The following is a 12936-nucleotide window of genomic DNA, read 5'->3' as shown; positions in this document are numbered from 1 at the left end:
AATTCAGCATTGGGCAATCTGTCGCCCGCCGTCTATGAACGGAAAATGGCAGTGCGTGAACCTATTGTTGTGTCCGAAATTTCTTGACCACCGCACCTTGGTCGGAGTGATGTAGCACCTCCCTTGGTCGTCCACGTCTAAACACCGCCATCAACAAGGCATCCATAACCAGCTGCGAAGTCATGGTCGGCTGCATCGACCAACCGACTACGCGGCGCGAAAAGAGGTCAAGGACGACAGCCACAAACAGCCATCCTTCGCCAGTCCACACATAGGTAAAATCTGCTGCCCACTTCTGGTCTGGCGCACTAGCTTCAAACTGGCGATCCAGCAGATTCGGGGCGATTGCGTGCACTTCTCCGACAACTTGACCCGGATGCCGGCGGCGTCGATGGCGAGCTTTAATGCCAGCCTTATGCATTAGTCGGGCCACACGGTTTTCGCTGCACTTCTCTCCTTCGTCCCAAAGGTCTCGCACAATTCGCGGCGAACCATAGGTGCCATCGCTTGCTTCATGGCTGACGCGGATCGCTTGCAATAGCCGTTGATTCTCGACTTCACGTTTGCTGGGCGGCCGTTCAAGCCAATCGTAGAAGCCACTAGGTGAAACGCCCAGAAGACGGCACATGATTCGAGTGGGCCAGACTGCCCGGTGGCGGGCGATAAAGGCATACTTCACTTGGGCTCGGCAGCGAAGTACCCGAGCGCTTTTTTTAATATGTCTCGCTCCGTCTTTACCTTGGCTAGTTCGCGGCGCATGCGCTCGTATTCGTCCAACGATACCTTCTCAGAGCCAGCAGCACCCGACCTACTCGTACCAGCCGCGTCACGGCACCATCGGCCCAGTAGATTCGGACCAATGCCAAGGTCCCGAGCAATGCCAGCCCTGGTGGCGCCAGGCTGGCCGACCAATTTGACCGCTTCTCGCTTAAACTCTTCTGTGAAATTCCTGCGTTCCCGCTTCATACAAAACCTCCGTAGATGACATCATACCTTTCGGAAGTGTCCGTTTAAACGGGGGAATGCCAGACTGATTGCTTTCGCCATCGTATCTGTCTGCCATCTGCCGGAAACGGCCCAAACGAATCCTAACTCATCTGACACTATGTGTTAGGTCAAGTCCAAGCCACTACATTCAATCGTATTGCCGATTGCGGCGAGTCTCAAGAAGACCGCCAGACCGCGCTTTTCTAGCTACCTGACTGAGCCGGACATCTCCTTCCTGGGCCTTAGAAGCCGCCGCAAACGCATTATGTTCAGCGATTTGCTTTTGCACCAAGTCCTTCAGCTCGACCAGTGCGGCTTTTGATGTCTTGTAGCTTTCATTGAACAACGTAAACGCCTCGTGCCGCTTAACTTTTCTAAGCACGCCTTGAGCGTTGAGCGTGTATAGTAAATTGTAGGATGTGGTCTCTTCGTCCGTCGTGCCAATTGAGAGAACCGGATGGGCGTCGGAGGTGTTATGCGCAAACGAATTGCGATACTGGATTACGTCGTTCGATTCTTTCCACGGGAATTTGTAGTTCAGTTCGTGAGCAATTGCCGCCACCACTTTGAGCTTAGCGCCAAGCGGCATGACTGATGTGTCCAACACCACACTCCACATGAAGTACCATGCGTGCTCCCGTGGTCCAACATAGTCCGAAATAATCTGGTTGAACAAGTTCTCGATATGTCCCGCACGGTTAATGACCATCACCAAGTCTTGAACAGATTCCTGCTCCTGCTCGCTCATTTTTCCGTCGCCCACGTTTTTCCCCAATCGCTATTTGTATTTTGAACTTCCATTGAATGCACTAGTCCAGGCTGAACTGGCCGACCCAGACTAGCTAACCAGAAAGCGAACCGCGCCCTTCGCCAGCTTATAGAGCCACGCGCCAATGCTTGCGGCTACCAAGCCCGCGCACATGGCAACTGTAGAAGATAGCCACATCGGAATATCCAAGTAGTTAAGTCCAATAAGAATACCCAGGCTGGCGCCAAGGCCGACTGCTAAGGCGCGACGCGCAGGGACGCCATGATATTCCGGGCCGGTTTGCTTAAAGACCGCACGACGCCCTTCTTGCTGGATCTCTGCAAGAATCAGTGGTGAATTCCCAAGGTTCGGCTCAGTGGTCAAAAACTGGAAAATCGCCTGCTGACCCCGGTTCAACGTTCCTATTTTGTATTCACGGCTTGAGAGGTATTGCTCCAGCTGCGCCGCACTGGCTTGTCCTCCTGGCGGCGCTTGCGTCGCTTGGTTAAAAGCTTCCGTAAATTGCGGAACGTATGTGGAACCTTTGATGGACACGTGTTGGGTCAGCAGCTTGGTGCTGCCCGTATACACTTTGACGACTACATCTTTTAGATCCTTGGTCGTCGTGTTCGTGATGGTTACAGTACTGTTAAACAAGTTAGACAGCTCCGTACCATTCCAAACGGCTTTGACAGACCCGAATACAGGGTCATTTGCCGAGATGCCAACTCGATCATGGGTAACCGTGTATTCCAATTCTTGAATGCGGTTTTTCAGCATTCCAGCAAGTCGGCCTGCGATGCCGCCACCGATAGCAGAAATAACGGCGACCGCTAATTTGCTGTCCAGGATGGTTTGAATGTCAATCGTCATAAGTCGAAGTCAACGTGAATCAGATTGCCCACAGTAACATTCAGTAGCTGGAAATTCAATGAAATTGCCAAATATTAATTAACTTTAGTGCAATTTTAAATGGGGGCGAATTGGGATCTTCCAAGATTGAACTGGTTAAGGGCGCATGGAACTTACCTCTTTGATCTGTTTTGCTGTCCGGCCAAGTGGCAAGGCCCGCCCGAACCAGCTCAGCCTTATTTCCGTCCGGTGCGTATAAGCTGCGGCCGATTTCTGCAATGAACCTTTCGCCCTTTACCTACAGCTTGGAGGGGCAATGAAAATTTCCCTTTGGTTGTCGGTTGCGCTGATCGCCGCTGGCATCGTCTTCCCTACTTACCGCCTGGCCCAGGTCGCACGCGCTAGCTGAATAATCATGCTCCGCATGTTTGAATGGATGATCGTGGCCATCCTGACCTGCGCCCTGATCTTCATGCTAGCGCGCAGTTGCCCGTCAGCGCATATAAGAGTTGGTACCCCTGAATCTACAATTGCTGGCTAACTTGCGCTCCAACTCCGCGAAGCGCTGATGTGTCTTGAGCGCTCTGCTTGACGCACCTTTACACGGATATAATAAAACTTATATAGCTCAAGGAGAGCATCATGCTCACAGTCAAAGTAACTACTGTTGGCGCATCTGAAGGGCTGATCCTTAACAAGGAGGCAAAGCGTATTTTGAACGTCCAGAAGGGCGATACCTTGTACCTCACTGAGGCTCCGGATGGGGCTATGCGTATCACGTCCTACAACCCTGAGTTTGAGCGTCAGATGGCGTTGGCTGAGTCGATCATGCACGACGACCGTGAGATTCTACGCGTGCTGGCTAAATGAGCTGGCGATGGGTACAGCGAGAAATCGTATTCGCCGTTCATGACAAGGAGCTTGCAGTACACGGTGGCTTGTCCGGGATACGCGACCTAAATGCGGTTGAGTCGGCTATCAATCGTCCCTCGAACGTCGACGTTTACGGTGATCCTCCTCCTGATGTGGCAGACCTTGCCGCAGCCTACATCTATGGCATTGCTACAAATAAGGGCTTCAGTGACGGCAATAAGCGTACTGCTTGGGTGATTGGCCGTCTGTTCCTGGCGATCAATGGCGAAAAGATTGCCTTTAGCGAGGTCGATGCCATCAACTTCATGCTGGCCGCCGCAGCCGGTAAGATGACGGAGCAACAGGTCGCTGACTGGATACGCCAGCGGCTTGTCAAAGCGTAAGGCTAGAAGTTCAGAATTTTATGTGATGAAATCAACCCTGACGAGAAATCGCCGGGGCTTTTTTTTCGTCAGAATGATTCATATTCTCTTCTGGGCGCTTAGTCGAGTGCGACGGGCGAAGCTTCATTGCCGATCGCTCGCACTTCGGGCCGGATGGGAAGGTCGGCCGGTAGTTTAAGATCCCAGGCCAAGCCGGCCCATTGCATGCACTGCAGGACCCACCATCCCGGATCCCATTCACCTTCAGCAAGCCCAAGGCGTGCCGATCCCGGATAAGCATGGTGGTTGTTGTGCCAGCATTCGCCCATGGTCATGAGCGATGTCAGGTGGATGTTGCGGCCTTGCACTGCCGCGCCCGCGACTTCATAGTTCATGCTGCCATGGTTATGGGCGAAGTAGCCGATCAACCAATGTCCGAATACGCCGGCCGTCACGCGTGCGCAAACGCCCCAGAACACGAATCCCCAACCGCCCCACCAATAGAGCAGCAGCGCGGGTGGGACTTGTTGAAGCATCCACGTGCGTTCAAGGAAGTGGTAGAAACGGTCGCCGGCAATGCGGGATTCAAGTTCGATATGTGGCGGCGAAACCAGGTGCAGCTCGCAATGGAGTTGCCACCAGGCGTCGGTCCACACGCCGCGGCCATGGCGAAGGTAGTCGTGGCAAGTCGGCAGGCGTTGCGCGTAGTCGCGCAGTTCGTGCTGGCGCAACAGGCCAAACGGGCCGGCCAAGCCCACTTGCACACCGAGATAGACCAGCAGGTATTCAAGCCACTGAGGGCACTGATAACTATTGTGGATCAGTTTGCGGTGGCTTCCGAGTGAGTGTCCCAGAAGCAAGGCAGCCCCGGTCGAGCCGACGAAGACGCCGAATGCTCCGGCGCTAAACTGGATCGTACCGCCGATAACCGCTGCGCACGCCATGGCAATGAACCAGAGGGATTTGATCGGCGCGTACCTGACCTCGCCGTCGAGCACGCTGTTATGGTCTGCGCAGCGCGCCCGGTGCGCCTGGAGACTCGCAGCCCGTTCTGCCATGGTCACTCCCAGCAAATTAAGTGCTACGTTTTTTGAGGGCGCGCGACTCGCGTTTCAAAGGCCTGGCCACGGGGCAGATTTCGAAGGCATAGCCGGTCAAGGTATTGACCAGGCTATCGCGATTGATCTGGTAGTAGACAAATTGCCCCTCTCGTTCACGCGTGACGAGACCGGCGTTTTCAAGGATCGATAGATGGCGCGAGATTGCCGGCGCGCTCATGGAAAAGCGCTGAGTGAGATCGGTGGTGGATAGCCTTGCTTCCGACAGATAAGCCAGGATTTGCCTGCGTGGGGCGGAGGCGAGCGCTTCAAAGACGAGGTCGAGGAGCATGCCATTAACCTATTAACGAATTTGTTAATAGGTTAATCCTCGGTTTTGTGAGTGTCAACAGTGAGTTGACTGTTCGATGCCCCAAATTGTTCGTGCTGCCTTATTTACAGATTCCACTGCATAGCGCGCATGGCAAAGTCCTGCATCGTGGACAGGCTCATGCGTTCCACCGGCCCGGCGGCGGCCATCGCGGCCACAACGCGGCCATCTTTTCGCAGCGGGAAGGCCAGGCAGTTGAGGTTGGCTTCGGACTCTTCCAGATCGAGCGCATAGCCTTGCCCGGCGATTTCCTGCAATTTGCGTTCGAGTTCCGGCGAAATCTGGGCGGAGCGGCGCAAGGCCCGCACCAGGGAGCAATCGTGGGCCAAAAATATCTGGCCCAAGGCCGACGTGGTTAATTTCCAGCGGCGTATGCCAGGGTGCGTGGCCGGCGTCCCATCGCCGTTGATGGCGTCAATGCAGAGGAAGTTGCGGGTGCCGCCGGGAACGGCCAGATAGCAAGTCTCCCTGGTCAGTCCTGCCAAGGCCAATAATGAGGGCGCGAAGTGCGTGCGCAGCTGCTGATCGGCGTTGGCCAGCGGTAGCACCAGTTTGTGCAGCCTGAGTCCTAAGGCATAGCCATGGTCGGTGCGCGTCACATAGCCCAGCGCGGCCAAGGTATTGAGCAAGCCGTGCAAGGTGCTTTTATGTAGGGCGAGCTTGTGGGCTAGGTCGATCAAGCGCATTTCTCCGCCGGCCCCAGCCAGCGCTTCCAGCACCTTCATTGCCCGTTCTACGGACTGGATGCTCCGGTTTTCGTTAACCATATTCCTCCTGGTTTTTCTGCCCGCTCGGCGCGGGAGTGGGTTTGTCAATGTCAAACTTTTGCGTTACGCAACATCGTGCGATGCGGAAGTGGTATTGTTTCATATTGGAAAGTTTATTGCGTTATGGAAATTTTAATGAGGAAGGCTGGGAGCTGGCTACGCTATTTCATGCTGAAGATTTTAATTTTTACGCATGATTATTCGCCACTTCTGAATTGAAAGTAATGAATATATCGAGCTTTAAAATTGGATCGCGCCTGGCTTTTGGTTTTGGACTGATCCTGTCCTTGGTACTGGTCTTGATCGTAGTAGTTTTATTACGTTTCGCGGAGATCGGGCAAACCACCCACACGCTCATCAATGAGGATTGGGTCAAGGCCGACAAGACCAATGTGATCACCTCGTCCATGCGCACCAATGCGCGCCGTACGATGGAGTTGATTATCGTGGCCGACCACCAGCAGCTGGACCAGGTGTTCGCGAATATCGCGGAGAATAAGAAGACCATCGACGCCAGCATCCAAACGCTGGACAAATTTGTCCGCGTCGACCAAGGCAAGCGGCTGCTGGCGGACTTCAAGGAAAAGCGCCAGCGCTATGTCGCCTCGTTTACCCAGGCCGGACAATTGGTCAAGGAAGGCAAACGGGAAGAGGCCGCGCGGCTGGTGATGACGGAAACCATGCCGGCTTTGGATGCCGCGCTGGCGCCGATCTCCGCCTTGTCCGCCTTGCAAAAGCAGATTGCCGACGAGGCGGGCGCAAAGACCGAGGCCGATATTGCGTTTGCCGACCGCTTGATGATCGGCATGGGGCTGGCCGTCGTCCTGATTGGCGCCGCTTCCGCGTATGGGATCACGCGCTCCATCACCCGGCCCCTGGGCCGGGCCGTCCAAATTGCGGAAGTCGTCGCGGCTGGCGATTTGAGCAGCCACATTGAAGTGAGCGGCAGCGATGAAACAGCGCAGTTGCTGCAGGCGCTGAAAAATATGAACGAGAGCCTGGTCAGGATTGTCAGCGATGTGCGCAGCGGCACCGACACGATTGCCACGGCGTCGAGCCAGATCGCCGCCGGCAATCTGGACCTGTCCTCGCGCACCGAACAGCAAGCCAGTTCGCTCGAAGAAACGGCCTCGTCTATGGAGCAGTTGACCTCGACGGTCTGGCAGAACGCGGACCATGCCAAGCAGGCCAATCAACTGGCCGCATCGGCCGCGCTGGCGGCGGGCAAGGGCGGCGAGGTCGTCTCCCAGGTGGTGGCCACGATGGACAGCATCAATGCCTCGTCCAAGAAGATCGTGGACATCATCGGCGTGATCGACAGCATTGCCTTCCAAACCAATATTCTGGCCTTGAATGCGGCGGTGGAAGCCGCGCGTGCCGGCGAACAAGGACGCGGCTTTGCGGTGGTCGCATCCGAGGTCCGGAATCTGGCGCAGCGTTCGGCTGCCGCCGCCAAGGAGATCAAGGAACTGATCGACGACTCGGTTGGCCGAGTCGAAAGCGGCAGCAAGCTGGTGGGCGAAGCCGGCGCCACCATGCAGGACATTGTGCAGAGCATTCAGCGCGTAACGGACATCATGAGCGATATCACGGCGGCCAGCACGGAGCAGGCCCAGGGGATTGAGCAAATCAACCGCGCGGTGACGGAGATGGACACCGTCACCCAGCAAAACGCGGCCTTGGTGGAAGAGGCTTCGGCGGCGGCGCAAGCCATGCAGGACCAGGCCGGCAATTTGTCCCATATGGTGAGCGTGTTCAAGCTCGGTGCGCGTTGGCAGGCGCCTGCCGGCCCGGCCCTTTTCCGCTTGCCGAAGGCGCGCTAGTTTTTATGACATGCTGATGGTTTTGCAATCCAGCTCAGCAATCTTGCAGCCCGTCGCATCGCCGGTGTCCGGAGCCGCGACTTGCCCTAGCATGCAGCTTCTTATTATCCGGAGGCTCCATGCGTAAATATGGGCTGTTGCTGAGTGTACTGATTTCCATTCCGGCGTTTTCCCAGGTCAAGCTGAGCGATCTTGACCGCGATATGGCTGGTCCGCGCGCACAGATACTGGTGCTCGGTACGGTGCACCTGAATGGCGTGCCAGGCTTCCAGCCCGCTGCGTTGAATGGCCTGCTCGACCGGCTGGCGGCCTACAAGCCGGAGATCATCACCATCGAAACCGAATCCGGCGAGGAGTGCGATCTTGCCGCGCGCCACCCGGTCAAATACGGCGCCGATTACTGTCCTTCGACCGCTGCGGCGAAGGCGGCCACCGGCCTGGATGTGCCGGCCGCCATGGTCGAGGTCGACAAGACGCTCAAGGATTGGCCGGCGCAAGCAACGGCGGCCCAGCGCCGCCGTCTCGCGGCCCTGTTCCTGGCAGCGAATGACAGTGCCTCGGCCTATGTGCAATGGCTGCAGCTGCCTGAAGCGGAGCGCCGCGTGGGCGACAGCCTGGACCCGGCGCTGGTGGCGCAGCTCGACAAGATCGCCCAATGCAACAACGAGAACTACCAGCTGGCCGCGCGGTTGGCGGCGCGCTTGGGCTTGCCGCGCGTGCATGCCGTGGACAACCATACCGGCGACCGCATCGATGTGCCCGACATCAAAGCCTTCGTGCGCTCCATTGAAGCGGCCTGGGCCGCCGGCGGCGCGCAGATGAAAGCGTATCGCAAGCAGGAGGAGGCACTGATGCAGGCTGCCGACCTGCTGCCGCTATACCGTTTCATCAACGAACCGGAACGCTTGCGGGCAGCGGCCGAGGGCAACGTTGCCGCCGCCATGCGCGCCCAATCGGCGGAAGGCTATCCGCAGATCTGGGTGGCGGGCTGGGAAATCCGCAATCTGCGCATGGTCGCCAATATCCGCGAAACTTTCCGCGAACGTCCCGGCGCCCGCGTCCTGACCATTGTCGGCGCCACGCATAAACCTTGGTTCGATGACTGGCTCGGCCAGTTACAGGGCGTGGACATCGTCAATGTGGCGGTGATACTGAAATGACGCGAGGGGGATGGGTTCCGATTCCAGATGATGCCGTGCTCGCTTCAGATGCATTCTTACGATCTTTCGCTGGCGAGCTATTAGCAGATTGAGTCGCGCGTGCTTTTCCCAGTTACCACGTTCAGTCCGAAATAGCAGGCGTAGCCGTGATCCTTCGTATGTATGCAGGAAAGGTCGCCCCTGATTCTTTCCCGGTATCCGGGGCTGACATCGCAAGCGCCTTTCGCATCTGGCCCAATATGGTCGAACAAGTCCTTGGCAAGCGGCCCTATCAGCATGAGCGATAGTTTCCGTTCTTTTTGCGTTGGAGGAGTCTTGTCTCCGATGCTGCCGCCATACACGTAGTAGTCACCCTTGAGTGGTTTGGCCAAGTATCGTTCTGGTTCATGCAAATCCGTGGCCTGCGCAAAAGGACTGATCACCAATACACCAACGAATATCATTGATCGAGTAATCATGGATGTTCCCGGACTTCGATGTGGAATGTGGTCGTCGTGGCCCGGCCATGAATTGCAAGCGGTCGGCCCTGTATGTCTACAGAACCTTATCGTCGTTGATGTAAATTATTCGGAAGTGGGGGATGTTCGATTTGCCACCACGCCCGAATGGATTGTATAGATAGCGCTCGGAATTGTTCCGCATTTTTAGCATGCTATTCGAGCATCGCCATCGCCAGTGCGAAGGTTAATCCCAATCCAGCAGCGATAGTGAAAGTCCGTGGGACTGTCCAACTGTGCCGTAAAAATGCACTCGACGCCCTTCTTGCGGCGTTCCTTGTCGCGCTTATCAGGGCTGCATTGCGGGGAAGCGTTGGGACCGGTGAGGTCGAAAATTTCCTTCGCTGTCTTCCCTTCGATAACGACGGTGAGTGCCCGGTCCATGTTTGTCGGCGCCTCAGGATAAGTGGCGGATCCGGAGTGGATGATGTACCTCGCCCGGAGTTGAATCCACGCCGCCTCCAGGCTATCGTCATCTGCGCAGACCGGTAGTGACAGCATGACGGTGCTTACGGAAAGGATTAGTGGCGCTAACAAACAGAATTTCATGGCGGTTGAGGAAAATATGAGTCACTGGAGCGATGGTTCGAAATAGTGTCATCAATTTAGTCATTAGCAGCTTATGGTTCTGGCGCTATTGCCGGTGCGCAGATCCAGTCCGATCCAGCAACGATAATGGCTGTCTTTGGGGCCATCCAGCTGTACCGTATAAGTGCACATGATTCCCTTCTTAGCGCGCTCCCGGTCACCGCTTTGCATGCTGCATTTGTCCGGCAGATCAGGGCCGATGGAGCTGAAGATATCCTTGGCTATCGCGCCATCGACGAGAATGGTGAGCATGCGGTCTTTAGATGTTGGGGGAGCGCGATCCGCCACCACGCCTGAATGGATTTTGTAGATGGCGTTTCGGAAGGGCTTCCACAGGCCATAAGGATCACTTGATGGATCGGCCGCGTGGGCCAGCGAGAGCATTGCTGTGATTGCGCCCAAACTCATCCAGTTGATTGGGCGCATGATCAGCCTCGCAGCGTCAGGTGGAAATGGTGGTCGTGTCCCTTCATTTTCTTCACAAAGGGTATGTCGGGACCGTTGAAGTACATCACGCTGATCGGAGCATGACTGCGGAATAGCTCCATCAGCTTTACAGTTCCGACCTTGTCGTACTCTGCTTCCCACCACCGTACAGCCTCTTCAAGACCATCCTTTCGTAATGGGCGGACGTCCAGGTCCAGCCCGCCTAAATGTCCGGCGTGGTCGGGAGTCTTGATGCCGCCGGCCAAACTGATATCGCCGATGCCTATTCTGCGTTTGTCTATAGCTTGCCACTCGAACGCTACGCGCAGGATAATGCTTATCATGGCTGGATGCGCATACTGGTAAGCCCCTTCTGCCGGCTTTTTGCAAAGATCGCCATAGACGTAATAGCCTGCATCCATGGGGGCCTGGGGGAGCATGAAGAAGCCGCGGGAGTCATTCGGCAGACGTGCACGCTGCAGGAGGGCGGGGCATTGGTATTGGTCGGCCATGGCAAGCTCCGGTTCAGGCGACTCGATTGCTTGTCAGATTCCAGCCGCCTGCAGAATTGCCTCCTGCACCGCCATCAATTCTTTGCCGGGTGTATTTCCATTTCACTTTTGAAAAGCGAAGGCCGATGGCGTCATGCAGGATGCTGCCTTCGCTTACCAATTGCTCCATATTGGCGATCAGAACGTTTTCCAGCTCGATCTCGTAATACTTCACGCGGATGCCCTCGCCATCGGCCCGCATGAATTCCAGTCTGGCGCGTGGAATTGTCTTGCCCATGGAGCAGGCTTGCATCAGCACTGGCGAGGCGAGGTCGGCCAGCTTGGACAGCGACAGCGTGCGGTGCTCGCAGCGCTCAGCGGTGTGGCCGCCGGCCGTGGAGGCGGTAGCGCTGCGCGGTTGCGTCACGCCCCAATGGGCCGAAGTGATTTCGATCCAGCCCGGATGTGCGGTGTCGGCGGATTCGCCTCGGATGCCGTCGATTAGCAGGTAGGTGTCGATTGCCATGACGCGGCTCCTCAGTGCAGTAATGGAGTCTCTATTCTGGGCCGAAGTACTCCGCGGAAATTTGCCATTGCACAAGAAAGCGATGCTTAGGCTTCCGGCTGTTGCGCGGATGACGTTGCCGCTTCGCCACCCACCGCTTCGCCGATCCAGTAAAGCAAAGCCAGCGTCGGCAAGGCCATCCCGGTCAGCAGGGCGGCGCGCCAGCCGTGGGTGGCCAGCATCCAGCCGCCGACGGCCGAACCGAAGGCGCCGCCGCTGAAGAACAGCGCGAAGTAGATGCCGTTCAGGCGGCTGCGCACTTCAGCGCCCAGATTGAAGATGGCGCGCTGGCCCAGCACCAGATTGGCCGCCACCGCCATATCCAGCGCGATGGACGCCAGCACCAGCAAGGCCAGCGAGGCCGTGCGCGAGACAGGCGCCAGCAGCGGCAGCGCGAAGCTGGCCACACCCAGCAGCAGGGCGGCAGCCGTCGCGGGCAGGGTGTGGCCGGCGTCGGCCAGGCGGCCCGCGATGGGCGAGGCGATGGCGCCGGCCATGCCGACAATGGCGAACAGCGCGATGCCGCTTTGCGACAGGTGGAAGGGCGCGTCGGCCAGCATCAGCGGCGCCACGGTCCAGAACAGGCTGAAGGCGCCGAACAGGCCGGCGTGGTAGGCGGCGCGGCGGCGCAGTACAGGCGTGTCGCGCAGCAGTTGCCAGAGCGAGCCGATCAGGCGGCCGTAGGGCAGGGCGGCATTCGGTACGCGCTGCGGCAGCGTGGCGCGCAGCAGGAAGGCCAGGCCCGCCACCAGCACGGCGGCGATGCCGAACACCAGGCGCCAGCTGCCGTGGTCGGCGATCAGGCTGGCGGCGGGACGGGCCAGCATGATGCCCAGCAGCAGGCCGCTGACCACCTTGCCCACCGTCGCGCCGCGCGTCGCCTCGTGCGCGAGGTGGGCGGCGAACGGCACCAGCACCTGGGCCGCGACAGAGCCGAGGCCGATGCCGAGCGAGGCCGCGAGGAACAGGGCGCCGCTATGGCTGGCGGCGGCCAGCGCCAGGGCGGCAGCGGCGGCCAGCAGGGCGATAAAGACCAGGCGGCGGTTTTCCACCAGATCGCCGAGCGGCACGATGAACAGCAGGCCGAGCGCGTAGCCAGCCTGGGTCAGGGTGACGATCAGGCCGGCCGCTTGCAGCGACAGGCCGGTAGCGGCGCTGATCGGGCCGACCAGGGTTTGCGCGTAGTAGAGGCTGGCGACGATCAGGCCGCAGGCCGTGGCCAGCAGCCAGACCATGCCGCGCGAGATATCGTGTTTCATAAGGGCTCCGGAAAAAGATGCGATGGAGCCATTCTAAAAAAGCCTGGGTCAAAGATAATTACCGCATAATGCCTCTCTACTTTTCATAATTTATGAACAATTGAGGATGC

General features: G+C 57.6%; 16 protein-coding genes. 4 read left to right on the top strand and 12 right to left on the bottom strand.

Features of this window, described 5'->3' with window-relative positions; genetic code table 11:
* Window positions 1-61: 61 nt before the first annotated feature.
* From FHS03_RS05700 to FHS03_RS05685, 4 genes are all read right to left on the bottom strand, one after another.
* A complete protein-coding gene (locus FHS03_RS05700) occupies window positions 62-718 on the bottom strand; it encodes an IS3 family transposase (protein ID WP_371871602.1) in 657 nt (218 codons plus the stop codon).
* Complete coding sequence (locus FHS03_RS28605) at window positions 676-966, bottom strand: transposase (protein WP_183440018.1); 291 nt, start codon at window positions 964-966, stop codon at window positions 676-678. The genes FHS03_RS05700 and FHS03_RS28605 overlap by 43 nt, the downstream gene beginning before the upstream one ends.
* Before the next feature lie 169 nt (window positions 967-1135).
* Complete coding sequence (locus FHS03_RS05690) at window positions 1136-1735, bottom strand: hypothetical protein (protein ID WP_183440017.1); 600 nt, start codon at window positions 1733-1735, stop codon at window positions 1136-1138.
* A 90-nt stretch (window positions 1736-1825) separates the two neighbouring features.
* Complete coding sequence (locus FHS03_RS05685; protein WP_183440016.1) at window positions 1826-2608, bottom strand: hypothetical protein; 783 nt, start codon at window positions 2606-2608, stop codon at window positions 1826-1828.
* Between the two features lie 621 nt (window positions 2609-3229).
* On the opposite strand from FHS03_RS05685, the gene FHS03_RS05680 reads away from it, so the two are divergent.
* On the top strand, window positions 3230-3457 hold the full coding sequence (locus tag FHS03_RS05680) for an AbrB/MazE/SpoVT family DNA-binding domain-containing protein (protein WP_183440014.1): 228 nt from the start codon (window positions 3230-3232) through the stop codon (window positions 3455-3457).
* A complete protein-coding gene (locus tag FHS03_RS05675) occupies window positions 3454-3843 on the top strand; it encodes a type II toxin-antitoxin system death-on-curing family toxin (protein ID WP_183440013.1) in 390 nt (129 codons plus the stop codon). The genes FHS03_RS05680 and FHS03_RS05675 overlap by 4 nt, the downstream gene beginning before the upstream one ends.
* Before the next feature lie 98 nt (window positions 3844-3941).
* Here the strand turns inward: FHS03_RS05675 and FHS03_RS05670 are convergent, their stop codons facing one another.
* The 3 genes from FHS03_RS05670 to FHS03_RS05660 form a co-directional block, all read right to left on the bottom strand.
* Window positions 3942-4880, bottom strand: a complete 939-nt coding sequence (locus tag FHS03_RS05670) for an acyl-CoA desaturase (RefSeq protein WP_221208048.1) — start codon at window positions 4878-4880, stop codon at window positions 3942-3944.
* A gap of 16 nt (window positions 4881-4896) precedes the next feature.
* Window positions 4897-5211, bottom strand: coding sequence for a metalloregulator ArsR/SmtB family transcription factor (locus FHS03_RS05665; RefSeq protein WP_183440012.1), 315 nt, complete (start codon window positions 5209-5211; stop codon window positions 4897-4899).
* A 104-nt stretch (window positions 5212-5315) separates the two neighbouring features.
* Window positions 5316-6017, bottom strand: a complete 702-nt coding sequence (locus FHS03_RS05660; RefSeq protein WP_183440011.1) for an IclR family transcriptional regulator — start codon at window positions 6015-6017, stop codon at window positions 5316-5318.
* Window positions 6018-6241: 224 nt separating this feature from the next.
* On the opposite strand from FHS03_RS05660, the gene FHS03_RS28505 reads away from it, so the two are divergent.
* Window positions 6242-7840 (top strand): methyl-accepting chemotaxis protein, encoded by a 1599-nt coding sequence (locus FHS03_RS28505; RefSeq protein WP_183440010.1) that lies wholly within the window; start codon window positions 6242-6244, stop codon window positions 7838-7840.
* Between the two features lie 119 nt (window positions 7841-7959).
* Complete coding sequence (locus FHS03_RS05650) at window positions 7960-9000, top strand: DUF5694 domain-containing protein (protein ID WP_183440009.1); 1041 nt, start codon at window positions 7960-7962, stop codon at window positions 8998-9000.
* An 80-nt stretch (window positions 9001-9080) separates the two neighbouring features.
* Here the strand turns inward: FHS03_RS05650 and FHS03_RS05645 are convergent, their stop codons facing one another.
* The 5 genes from FHS03_RS05645 to FHS03_RS05625 all read right to left on the bottom strand — a co-directional run bounded on the left by FHS03_RS05645 (window position 9081) and on the right by FHS03_RS05625 (window position 12826).
* The gene (locus FHS03_RS05645) at window positions 9081-9458 is read right to left on the bottom strand and encodes a hypothetical protein (protein WP_183440008.1); all 378 of its coding nucleotides are present in this window, start codon (window positions 9456-9458) and stop codon (window positions 9081-9083) included.
* A 651-nt stretch (window positions 9459-10109) separates the two neighbouring features.
* On the bottom strand, window positions 10110-10511 hold the full coding sequence (locus tag FHS03_RS05640; protein ID WP_229426073.1) for a hypothetical protein: 402 nt from the start codon (window positions 10509-10511) through the stop codon (window positions 10110-10112).
* Between the two features lie 2 nt (window positions 10512-10513).
* On the bottom strand, window positions 10514-11023 hold the full coding sequence (locus FHS03_RS05635) for a penicillin-insensitive murein endopeptidase (protein WP_183440007.1): 510 nt from the start codon (window positions 11021-11023) through the stop codon (window positions 10514-10516).
* A 13-nt stretch (window positions 11024-11036) separates the two neighbouring features.
* Entirely contained in the window at window positions 11037-11528 is a 492-nt protein-coding gene (locus FHS03_RS05630; protein WP_183440006.1) for an Hcp family type VI secretion system effector, read from the bottom strand.
* Between the two features lie 86 nt (window positions 11529-11614).
* Window positions 11615-12826: an MFS transporter gene (locus tag FHS03_RS05625; RefSeq protein ID WP_229426072.1), complete on the bottom strand. Its 1212-nt coding sequence runs from the start codon at window positions 12824-12826 to the stop codon at window positions 11615-11617.
* Window positions 12827-12936 lie beyond the last annotated feature (110 nt).

Source organism: Pseudoduganella violacea (assembly GCF_014191875.1).
Classification (GTDB): Bacteria; Pseudomonadota; Gammaproteobacteria; order Burkholderiales; family Burkholderiaceae_D; genus Rugamonas; species Rugamonas violacea_A.
This window is presented reverse-complemented; position numbering and strand designations above follow the sequence as displayed.